The organism is Neorhizobium sp. BT27B, from assembly GCF_050455485.1.
Taxonomy (GTDB): Bacteria; Pseudomonadota; Alphaproteobacteria; order Rhizobiales; family Rhizobiaceae; genus Neorhizobium.
This window is the reverse complement of sequence record NZ_JBCIYT010000009.1, coordinates 164,857-175,943: the sequence shown is the minus strand read 5'-3', so window position 1 is coordinate 175,943 and position 11,087 is coordinate 164,857. Positions and strand designations below refer to the sequence as shown.

The window sequence follows — 11,087 nt, the reverse complement described above, 5'->3', positions numbered from 1 at the left end:
CCCTCGAATCATTGATACGGAGATCATGACGATAAAAAATGCGATGGTGCTGGCCGCGGGCCTCGGCACCCGTTTGCGACCGATTACCGACCGTATGCCCAAACCGCTGGTGGCCGTCGGCGGCAAACCGATGATCGACTATGCGCTGGACAGTCTGGCCGACGCCGGCGTTTCCCATGCGGTTGTCAATGTCCACCATTTTGCTGATCAGATGGAGGCGCATCTTGCCTCCTATCCGCGGTTGAATGTGGCCATTTCCGATGAACGCGACCAATTGATGAATTCCGGCGGCGGGCTGGTGAAAGGCCTTGAGCTGCTTGAGCCCGGCCGCATTTTTGTGATGAACGCCGACCTCTTCTGGATTGGCGAGACAGCCGGAACGCCGACGAACCTGCAGCGTCTTGCCCAGTTTTTCGATCCCGAGCGGATGGATATGGCACTTCTCTGTGTGCCGATCGAAAACACCACCGGACATAATGGCAAGAAGGATTTTGGCCTTTCTGCAAATGGGAAGCTTGTCCGATACACCGAAGGTTCAGGCCAGGCCGTGGTCTATGCCGGAGCAATCGTGCTTGAGACCTCGCTTTTCGATGATGCGCCACAGGACGCCTTCAATCTCAACATCTATTTCGACCGGGCAATCGCCGCCGGTCGGCTGTATGGCATCAGTCTGGAGGGTCATTGGCTGACCGTAGGCACACCCGATGCGCTTGTTGAGGCAGAAACCGTGCTTCAGGAAGCCGGGGTGGGCACATGATCCCCACCCGTCATAAACGGGTTTTTACGGTGCCGGCAGCGGTGCCGTTTCTCAACACGATCGCCGCCCGGCTTCTGGATGGGAGCCTTGTCGATGGCTTTCAGCATGATCCCGCCGATCCGTTGTCGCTGTCGAAAGTGACCATCTTTGTGCCGACACGCCGCGCCGCCCGCGTGCTGCGTTCGGAATTCGTTGATCTCCTCGGTGGGCGCTCAGCCATCCTGCCAATCATTCGCCCACTCGGCGAAACCGATGACGACAGCGGCTATTTTGACCTTGCCGCACCGGAGGAAATGGATCTGGCGCTGCCGATCGGCGGGGTGTCGCGTCTTCTGGAACTGGCACGACTGATCCTTGCATGGCGCAACCAGTTGCCGCTGGCAATCACTGCCGTTCATTCCACGTCTCCTCTTGTCGCGCCGGCCAGCCCGGCAGATGCGATATGGCTCGCGCGCGCGCTGGCCGAGCTGACCGACTCGATCGAAACCGAAGAGCGGGACTGGAACGACCTCAACAAGCTGGATACGGCCGAGCATCCTCTCTGGTGGCAGCTGACCGCAGAATTCCTGAAAATCGCCAGCGCCTTCTGGCCGGCGCGACTGGAAGAATTGCGACGCTCCTCGCCTGCCCGGCATCAATCTGCAATTCTTCGCGGCGAGGCCCGCCGGATTGCCACCAGCGCCCATCAGGGACCTGTAATCGTTGCTGGCTCAACCGGTTCTGTCCCCGCGGCGGCTGATCTCATTGCTGCAATTGCCTTGCTGCCAAATGGCGTTGTTGTGTTACCCGGCCTCGACCAGTCCATGTCGGACGAGCATTGGAACCTGCTGGACGATGATCGTTTTCTCGACAAGCGATCCGAGCCTTCAGCACGCAGCCATCCGCAATTCGGCCTGTCAAAACTGCTGAAACGGCTGCAGATCGACCGCAGCGAAGTCGAAGTGCTTGCCGCGGCTTCAGACGATCTGGCTTTTCGGGCCAAAACATTGTCGAAAGCACTGGCTCCTGCCAAGGCCACCGACGACTGGAGCGAATGGCGATCCGCTGCCGACAAACAAGCTCTTGCAGAAGCATTTGCCGACATCACGCTGATCGAAGCCGCCAATGAGCGCGAAGAGGCAACAACGATTGCAATTGCCCTGCGCATGGCGTTGGAGAAACCCGGCCGGCATGGTGAATCACAGGCAGCGCTGATCACTCCCGATCGCGCACTGGCACGCCGCGTCATGGCAGAACTTGCTCGTTTCGGCATTATCGCTGATGACACTGCCGGCACGCCGCTATCCTCGACGCCACAAGGCACGTTGCTGCAACTGACGCTGGAAGCGATCCTACGCCCAGGCGATCCGGTACCGATCGTGGCGTTGTTGAAACATCCCCTCGCCCGGTTCGGCCTGCCCGACACGGAAGCGCGCGCTGCGGCACAGGCTCTGGAACTTCTCGCCCTGCGGGGCGGTATCGGCGAAATGGATATCAGCACGCTTGGCCAATTGCTTGCGCGCCGCCTCGAAGAGCAGAAGAGCGATCGCCACACGCCACAATGGCGACTGTCACTACCGGACAGATCAGCCGATAAGGCAAGACAGCTGGCAGAGCGGATAACGGCAGCAGTCGAGCCTCTGGCATCGGCGATCCTTGGTCGGCTTCCAAGCGGGCGAGGCAGAACGGCAAAACTGTCGCTCTCCGAATGGGCAGCCCGTTCCGGCCGCGTGCTCGAAGAGATTGCCAAGGATGAGCGTGGAGATCTTTCCGCGCTGTGGTCCGGTGAAGCCGGTGAGCGTCTGGCCGACATGCTGTCCGAAGTGATCGAGGCCAACGGCCAGATGGAGGCCGATGGTCCGCAATGGATCGATGTCGTTACCGCCCTGACGACGGCCGAAGCGGTGAAACCGAAGGCGCTCAGTCACCCCCGCCTTTTCATATTCGGTACACTGGAAGCCCGCTTGCAGAGCGTCGATACGCTGGTTCTCGGTGGTCTCAATGAAGGGTCGTGGCCGGGACAGTCGGTCAACAATCCCTTCCTGTCGCGAACCATGAAGGTGGATCTCGGGCTGGAACCACCGGAAAGGCGCATTGGCCAGCTCGCGCACGATTTCGAAATGGCGAGCGGCACTCGGCATCTGATCTATTCCCGTTCGCTGCGGCAAGGCACGGCGCCGACTGTCGCCTCGCGCTGGCTGCAACGTCTGCTGGCTTTGGGCGGACCGGACTTTGCCAGGGAATTGCGGGCGCGTGGTGATGTATATCGAAGTTGGGCCGGTCTGATCGACGCTGCGCCATCGCAGCCTGTCGCCAAACGCCCCTCACCGACACCACCGCCGGAATTGCAGCCGACAAAATATTCCTTCAGCGAGGTCGGTCGACTGCGACGCGATCCGTATTCCATCTACGCCGCCCGCATCCTCAAGCTTGATCCGCTGAAACCGTTCAACGAGGATCCGGGTGCCGCGCAGCGTGGCACACTTTATCACCGCATTATCGATAGCTATACGCGTGAGGGCCACATCCCCGGTACGCCGGTGGCGCGGGAGGCTATGCTGCGGGTGACGACGGAGCTTTTCGACGCCGAGAAACTGCCGCCGCATATCGATCAGGTGTGGCGCCCGCGGTTCCTGAAAGTGGCCGAAGCCTTTCTGCACTGGGAAACAGCCCGTGCCACGGACATTCGCGAAACCTTTACGGAACTCTCAGCCGGATTCGAAATCCCTGAAGCCGGCATACGGCTGACGGGCGTTGCCGACCGTATCGATATCAAGGGTTCGGGCCACGCCGATATCATCGATTACAAAACGGGCCTCAGCCCTTCCGTCAATCAGGCGCGATCGCTGCTCGATCCGCAATTGGCACTGGAAGCGGCGGCACTTCTGGCCGGTGGCTTCAAGGACATGCCGGCCATGACACCGGCGGAACTGACCTATGTTCGCCTCAGACCCGGAGACCGTTTTGCGACTGACACCGTGAACAACGAATTCGCCAAGGAAACCGCAAAAATTCAACCGAAATCGGCGATCGATCTCGCCAATGAGAGCAGAGAGCAGCTGGCTGGTTTCGTCAATCTTCTGCGCAGCGGCAAGGCCGGTTTCTCTTCCCGCCTGATACCCATGATGCAAAGCGCCTATGATGGCGATTACGATCATCTGGCGCGCGTCGCCGAATGGTCGACGGCTGAAGTCGAGGAAGGTGACGGCGATGAATGACAGCTTGCCGCAACCAGTCGACGACGATCCGAAACAATGGGTGAACTGGACAGGCGTTCAGCAATCCCTGGCGTCAGACCCCGCGAGTTCGGCGTGGGTGTCCGCCAATGCAGGTTCAGGCAAGACGCATGTTTTGACCCAGCGGGTTATCCGGCTTCTTTTGTCCGGGTGCCGACCATCCTCGATCCTCTGCCTGACCTATACAAAGGCTGCTGCCTCTGAAATGTCGAACCGTGTTTTTCAGCGATTGGCAGGTTGGACGGTCTTGTCGGATGAGGCGCTGGGCGATCAGATTGCTGCCATGGAAGGCAAGCGGCCGGATCGGGTCATGTTGGCGGAGGCTCGTCGACTTTTCGCTCGTGCTTTGGAAACACCGGGTGGCTTGAAAATCCAGACGATCCACGCATTCTGCGAATCTCTGCTTCACCAGTTCCCTCTGGAAGCCAATGTTGCCGGGCATTTTTCGGTTCTCGACGATCGCGCCGCCGCCGCGCTCCTTGAGGAAGCCCGCCGCTCTCTGTTGACGGCGACCGCCAAGGAAGACGGCAGCGGACTGGCCGAAGCTTTCGCGCTGGTTCTTGACCTCGGCGACGAAAGCGGTCTCGAGACCCTGCTTTCCGATATCGTGGCCAACCGCACGGCTCTACGCGACTTCCTCACCAGAGCGGTGGCGGAAGGCGGTTCCGCCAGATTGCTGCGGCGGGCCTTCGGATTATCTGCCGAGGACAGCGAAGTAACTGGTGCAGAACGATATTGGCCTTTGCCCGGCCTTTCCGGCCAGACGCTTGACCTCTACCTGGATCTTGCCGACCGCAGTGGTGGGGCCAAGGTGACAGATGTCGCTTATGGGTTAAGGCTGGCCCAGCGTGAGACAGATGTCTTCAAACGCGCGGAATATCTGGAGCGGATCCTTCTGACCAAGGACGGCAAGCCGAAAGCGGATTCCTCCCTCGTGGCCAAGGCGATGCTGACGGCGGCCCCGGAACTGGGTCCGGCGGTAGCGGCAGCCCGCGAACATGTTGCCGCCTGCCGAGACAGGTTGCGGATTCTGCGCATGGTGGCGGCGACCGAAGCCGCCCTCGTTCTGGCTGACCGGCTCAATCACGACTACGAAGATCTGAAAAAACAGCGAAGCCTGCTCGATTTCGAGGACCTGATCAATCGGACCGCCAATCTTCTGACGCGTGACGGTGTCGGAGCCTGGGTTCACTACAAACTCGATCAGGGCATCGACCACATTCTCGTCGATGAGGCGCAAGACACCAGCCCTGTCCAATGGACAGTGATCAAATCGCTGGCCGAAGATTTCTACAGTGGCCGTAGCGCCCGCGATTCCATCCGGACATTGTTTGCCGTCGGCGATGAAAAGCAGTCTATCTATTCCTTCCAGGGTGCGCGCCCGGAGCGGTTTGCACAGGAGCGCGACGACACGCAGCGACAGGTGACTGATAGCGGGCAGTCGTTTCATTCGGTGCGCCTGCCGCTTTCGTTCCGTTCCACTGCCGAAGTGCTGAGCGCCGTCGACCAGGTCTTTTCTCTGGAAGACAATGCACGCGGTCTGAGTGCGCGCGGCGATGCCGTCATCCATCGCTCCAATCGCCTCGGACACCCGGGTGTGGTCGATCTATGGGAAACGGTCGTGCCCGACGTCATAGAAGCGGAGGATGACTGGACTGCGCCTTTCGATGCAACGCCGGACAAGGCACCGTCGGCAATTCTGGCGACACGCATGGCCCATGTCATCGGATCGATGGTCGGCAAGGGCACTGTTATCGAACATGGAGTCATGCGGCCGATCCGCGCCGGCGACATTCTCGTTCTGGTGCGCAAGCGCGATGCCTTCGTCAACGGCCTCACACGCGCGCTGAAGCGTCGGGGCGATATTCCCGTTGCCGGTGCAGACCGTCTGCGCCTGACCAGCCATATCGCTATCCAGGACCTTCTGGCGCTCGGCCGCTTTCTGCTTCTGCCCGGCGATGATCTCTCGCTTGCCGCGATCCTCAAGAGCCCGCTTTTCGATCTTTCGGAAGATGACGTTTTCGAGATTGCCGGCCGCCGACCGGAAAAAATCGGTGTGTGGGCGCATCTGCAGATGCAGGCAGTCGATAACCCGAATCTGCAAACGAGCGTTAGCAGACTGCAACGCTACATCGCCTTGTCGCGGACGATGAGCGTGCATGATCTGTTTGCCCATCTGCTTGGCGCCGATGGCGGCCGCCGACAGTTTTTAGCACGGCTGGGGAGCGAAGCGGGCGATATTCTCGATGAATTCCTGACATTCGCACTAGACCACGAGACAAGCGGGCTGCCGGGTCTGCAATCCTTCATCTCCACGCTTGAACTGGAATCGCCAGAGATCAAACGCGAACAGGATAGCGGCCGCAACGAAGTGCGGATCATGACGGTGCATGCCTCCAAGGGGCTGGAAGCGCCGGTCGTATTTCTCGTTGATAGTGGTTCAAAAGCTTTTGTGCATAGCCATGTTTCAAAACTGCGGATGCTGCGCGTCGGCGAGACGAATGTTCCCGCCTGGCTGCCGTCCAAAGTACTGTCAAATGCCTTTAGCGAGGCAGATGAAGAGCGCCTGAGGATTTCGACGGAAGAGGAATATCGTCGACTTCTCTATGTCGGCATGACGCGCGCAGCCGATCGGCTGATAGTTTGCGGTTATCGCGGCAAGCGCGAGAATCTCGATAGCTGGCAGGCGATGGTTGCTCGAGGTCTCAGCGCCGACGACACGCATTGCCAAACCGCGGAATTTACCGGTCCGGACGGCAATTGGACGGGTTTGACGTGGCGGCTTTCCGGCGAGCCGAACCGGCAAATTCCCAAGGAAGATCCGAAGGAGCACGCGGAAACCACGTCGCTGCTTCCCGAAGCATTGGGTCGGCCGCTGCCACCGCAAAAATTGCTGCCGCGCCCTTTGAGCCCCTCCGGCGCTGGAACCATGATCGATGACGAGGCGATTGACGCGGTGATCACCTCGCCGCTGTTTGGTGACGCCGCCAGCCCTGACCGCGCATTGCAACGCGGACGCATGACGCACCGGATGCTGCAAATGTTGCCGGATTTTCCCGAAACCGAACGTCTCGCGGCCGCGCAACGTTATGCGTCTCGCGCGGTGCCATTCTGGCCGGAGTCGGAGCGCCGGCAGTTGATCGAAACGGTCATAGGGGTCCTCTCCGCAACCGATCTTCGTGATGCATTTTCCGATCACGCCCAGGCGGAAGTGTCGATCATGGGCACGCTGAAGATCGATGACCGAGATTATGCGGTTTCGGGCCGCATCGACCGGCTGGTCGTCAATGACAGCCGCGTCATGATCATGGATTACAAGACAAATCGCAATCCACCGGGTTCACAGGAGCAAACACCATTCTCCCATCGGGCACAGCTTGCAATCTACCGGGAGATTCTTGCGCCACTCTATCCGGGTCGTGCAATCGATTGCGTGCTGGTCTATACCGAATCAGGCCACGTCATTCGGCTGTCGGACGATTTGCTGTCCCGTTCGCTTTCTGAACTCAGAACAAAGTGATGTCGGAACCATTGAAATTCGCCATGCTCGCGCGCACATTTGGTCCAACACGAATTCTAAAGGAGAGCCCTATGGCTACCGTCAAAGTAGACATGTCCAACTTCCAGGCCGAAGTTCTCGATTCCACGCAGCCTGTCGTCGTGGATTTCTGGGCTGAATGGTGCGGCCCGTGCAAAATGATCGGCCCGAGCCTCGAAGAAATTTCGACTGAGCTTGCCGGCAAGGTCAAGATCACCAAGCTGAACATCGACGAAAACCCGGAACTCGCTGCCCAGTTCGGCGTTCGCTCGATCCCGACCCTTGCTATCTTCAAGGGCGGCGAAGTGGCCGACATCAAGGTTGGCGCTGCTCCGAAGACCGCTCTTTCCAGCTGGATTACCGGCGCCGCCTGATTTTTCAACCATAAACTGAATTGGAAAAGCCCGGTTGCGAGACCGGGCTTTTTTCATTTGGGTGCTGTGCCGTTCTCAGCGAGAACGGTGCCCGCCAGATAAAGCGAACCGCCGATCAGAATACGCGGCGGGACTTCCTCCGGCATCTGGCGCTGGCTGATTTCTTTTAGAGCATCCACAACGCTCAACGACGGTTCCGCCACCAGTCCGGCGTCGAAGGCCGAATGCGCGAGGATGACCGGATCAATCATCGAATCCGAACCGCGGATCGGCACGGTGAAGACATATTCGGCGATATCGGAAAAAGCGCGAAAATAGCCAACCGGTTCCTTGGTGTTGATCATGCCGGTGATCAGATAAAGCGGACGGGCCTGACGCTCTTCGAAACCAGCCATCGCTTCCGCAATCACTTCTCCTGCGCCGGGATTGTGGCCGCCGTCCACCCAGATTTCCGAACCGCGTGGTGCATATTGAAGAAGTTCACCTTCAATCAACCGCTGCAGGCGACCGGCCCACTCCACCGTGCTCATCGCCTTTTCCATCATGGCTTCGGTGACGGTGAAACCAGCCTGCTTGACCGCACGGATCGCCGCCGCGGCATTGGCATATTGATGACGCCCAAGAAGGCGTGGCACCGGCAAATCGGCCAGTCCGAACTCATCCTGATAGATCAGACGGCCAAATTCTTCGTGGGCGGAATAATCCTGACCATAGACCGTGACCGGGCAGGAAAGACGTTCGGCCGTCGAAACCAGAACATCAAGCGCGGCCTCGTGTTCCTGCTGGCCGATAACGACCGGGCATCCCTTCTTCATGATGCCGGCCTTTTCGGCCGCGATCAGTTCAACGCGGTCACCCAGATATGCCTGATGATCAAGCGATATAGGCATGATGATCGAGACAGCCGGATTGGGCACGACATTGGTGGAATCAAAACGCCCACCCATGCCGACTTCCAGAATGACGGCATCGGCAGGGATTTCCGAAAAGATCAGAAAGCTTACGGCGGTCAGGATCTCGAAAACGGTGATGTGCTGGCCGCCATTGGCTTCACCGACACGGCGCAGCGCATCCGCGAAAACCGCGTCATCGACCAATTCACCCCGGCCACCTTTTACACCGATGCGATATCGCTCGTGCCAGTTGACGAGATGCGGCGACGTATGAACATGCACGGCATGGCCACCGGCCTCCAGCAACGCCCGACAAAAGGCCGTCACCGACCCTTTGCCGTTGGTTCCTGCAACGTGAATGACTTTTGGCAGCTTCAGATGCGGATTGCCGAGAACCTCAAGTACGCGAAGAACCCGGTCCAGGGACATATCGAAGCCCTTGGGATGAAGCGTCATCAGCCGCTCTATTTCCTTGGCTGCCTCGCTCGGTGCCGGTTCCGTCATCGCCGTCATTCCAACCGTCCCATTTCCAGCTTGATTGCCTCAAGCCGTTTGAGCAAGAGGCGCCACTTCCGTCATCGGCTGCTTCAGCAGAATGCGAAGGACCTGTGCGAGCGTCGTGGGTATATCATGGCGCTTGACGACCATGTCGACCATGCCGTGTTCCAGAAGGTATTCAGCCGTTTGAAAGCCCTCCGGCAGCTTTTCGCGCAAAGTCTGTTCGATGACGCGCTTGCCGGCAAAGCCGATTTCCGCGCCCGGCTCAGCAATATGGACGTCGCCCAACATGGCGTAGGACGCCGTGACACCACCGGTCGTCGGATTGGTGAGGACGACGATATATGGAAGGCCGGCTTCCTTGAGCATATCGACTGCGACGGTCGTGCGCGGCAACTGCATCAGCGACAGGATGCCTTCCTGCATGCGTGCACCACCGGACGCTGGGAAAATCACCAGCGGGCAATGTTCGGCAAGAGCACGCTCGCAAGCCTTGACGATTGCTTCACCGGCAGCCATGCCGAGCGAGCCGCCGATGAAATTGAATTCATGCACGACAGCAACGAGCTTCAGACCTTGAACAAGGCCGAGGCCCGCAAGGATCGTATCCTCCTGCTCCGTCTTCAGACGGCTGTCCTTCAGACGATCCGCATATTTCTTGGAATCGCGAAACTTCAGCGGATCCTGAGCGACCTTCGGCTGCGGCAGGGATTCGAAGACACCGCCGTCGAAAAGGTCTGCCAGGCGTGCCCTAGCGGGCATCTTCATATGGAAGCCGGACGCGGGAATGACCCACTTGTTATCCTCAAGATCCTTATGAAAGACCATTTCGCCGGTCTCAGGGCACTTGATCCAGAGGTTTTCCGGAACTTCGCGTCGGCCGAGCATGGAGTTGATCCGCGGCCGGACATAGTTGGTGATCCAGTTCACTGGGCATTCTCCCGATTGGAAACCACGTACAATGTGGGATTATTATTCGGCGGCAACAAGGCGCGCGGCGTGAACGCCAGTGGCAAGGCCACGCACGAAAGTTGCGACCGCTGAAACGGTATCGCCAGTGGCTGCGCCATCCTTGGTAAGGCTGCCAGCCACCTGAGCGACGATTGCCGTGCCGACGACAACGCCGTCAGCTGCGGCACCGATCGCCTTGGCATGATCCGCCGTCTTGACGCCGAAACCGACGCAGACCGGAAGATCGGTATGGCTCTTGATGCGGTTTACGGCACCGGAAACCAGCGACGGATCCGGCAGGGCCGAGCCGGTAATACCGTTCATCGATACGTAATACACGAAACCAGAGGAATTTTTGAGAACCTTCGGCAGGCGCTTATCGTCGGTCGTCGGCGTCGCGAGGCGAATAAAGTTGATGCCCTTTTCCAGCGCCGGGATGCAGAGTTCATCATCCATCTCAGCCGGCAGATCGACAACGATCAGGCCATCGATGCCGCAGGCAAGTGCATCATCCAGAAACTTCTCGACGCCGTAGATATAGATGGGATTATAGTATCCCATCAGCACGATCGGCGTTTCATTGTCCGTCTGGCGGAACAGTTTTGCAAGTTCCAGCGTCTTGGCAAGAGTCTGGCCGGCTTTCAGCGCGCGCTGGCCGGCGAGCTGGATTGCCGGGCCATCGGCCATCGGATCGGAAAACGGCATGCCGAGTTCGATGACATCGGCACCGGCACCCGGCAGCGCCTTCATGATGGCAAGCGACGTGTCGAAATCCGGGTCACCGCCCATGAAATAGGTGATCAGTGCCGGGCGGCCTTCTGCCTTCAAAGCCGCAAAACGATTGTCCATACGAGTGGTCAT

At 59.1% G+C, this 11,087-nt stretch carries 7 protein-coding genes; 4 read left to right on the top strand and 3 right to left on the bottom strand.

Annotated features, from left to right (window positions below):
- Positions 1 to 25: 25 nt before the first annotated feature.
- The 4 genes from AAIH70_RS22940 (at position 26) to trxA (ending at position 7,884) form a co-directional block, all read left to right on the top strand.
- Positions 26 to 757, top strand: a complete 732-nt coding sequence (locus AAIH70_RS22940) for a nucleotidyltransferase family protein (RefSeq protein WP_132278541.1) — start codon at positions 26 to 28, stop codon at positions 755 to 757.
- Complete coding sequence (gene addB / locus AAIH70_RS22935) at positions 757 to 3,954, top strand: double-strand break repair protein AddB (RefSeq protein ID WP_430035788.1); 3,198 nt, start codon at positions 757 to 759, stop codon at positions 3,952 to 3,954. Before AAIH70_RS22940 ends, addB begins: the two co-directional genes overlap by 1 nt.
- Positions 3,947 to 7,492 carry a double-strand break repair helicase AddA gene (addA, locus tag AAIH70_RS22930; RefSeq protein ID WP_132278543.1) on the top strand — a complete coding sequence of 1,182 codons (3,546 nt, stop codon included), beginning with the start codon at positions 3,947 to 3,949 and terminating at the stop codon, positions 7,490 to 7,492. Before addB ends, addA begins: the two co-directional genes overlap by 8 nt.
- Positions 7,493 to 7,563: 71 nt before the next feature.
- Positions 7,564 to 7,884, top strand: coding sequence for a thioredoxin (gene trxA / locus AAIH70_RS22925; RefSeq protein WP_132278545.1), 321 nt, complete (start codon positions 7,564 to 7,566; stop codon positions 7,882 to 7,884).
- A 53-nt stretch (positions 7,885 to 7,937) separates the two neighbouring features.
- Here the strand turns inward: trxA and AAIH70_RS22920 are convergent, their stop codons facing one another.
- Genes AAIH70_RS22920 through trpA form a run of 3 tightly spaced genes read right to left on the bottom strand, consistent with a single transcriptional unit; the run spans position 7,938 to position 11,087 of the window.
- A complete protein-coding gene (locus tag AAIH70_RS22920) occupies positions 7,938 to 9,290 on the bottom strand; it encodes a bifunctional folylpolyglutamate synthase/dihydrofolate synthase (protein ID WP_245519307.1) in 1,353 nt (450 codons plus the stop codon).
- Between the two features lie 30 nt (positions 9,291 to 9,320).
- A complete protein-coding gene (gene accD, locus AAIH70_RS22915; protein ID WP_132278547.1) occupies positions 9,321 to 10,205 on the bottom strand; it encodes an acetyl-CoA carboxylase, carboxyltransferase subunit beta in 885 nt (294 codons plus the stop codon).
- A 42-nt stretch (positions 10,206 to 10,247) separates the two neighbouring features.
- Positions 10,248 to 11,087: a tryptophan synthase subunit alpha gene (gene trpA, locus AAIH70_RS22910; protein WP_132278549.1), complete on the bottom strand. Its 840-nt coding sequence runs from the start codon at positions 11,085 to 11,087 to the stop codon at positions 10,248 to 10,250.

Bases quoted from the DNA above. Each gene is read 5' to 3' on its own strand.
- AAIH70_RS22940 (WP_132278541.1), top strand. From the start codon at position 26: ATGACGATAAAAAATGCGATGGTGCTGGCCGCGGGCCTCGGCACCCGT.
- addA (WP_132278543.1), top strand. From the start codon at position 3,947: ATGAATGACAGCTTGCCGCAACCAGTCGACGACGATCCGAAACAATGG.
- trxA (WP_132278545.1), top strand. From the start codon at position 7,564: ATGGCTACCGTCAAAGTAGACATGTCCAACTTCCAGGCCGAAGTTCTC.
- AAIH70_RS22920 (WP_245519307.1), bottom strand. From the start codon at position 9,290: ATGACGGCGATGACGGAACCGGCACCGAGCGAGGCAGCCAAGGAAATA.
- trpA (WP_132278549.1), bottom strand. From the start codon at position 11,087: ATGACCACTCGTATGGACAATCGTTTTGCGGCTTTGAAGGCAGAAGGC.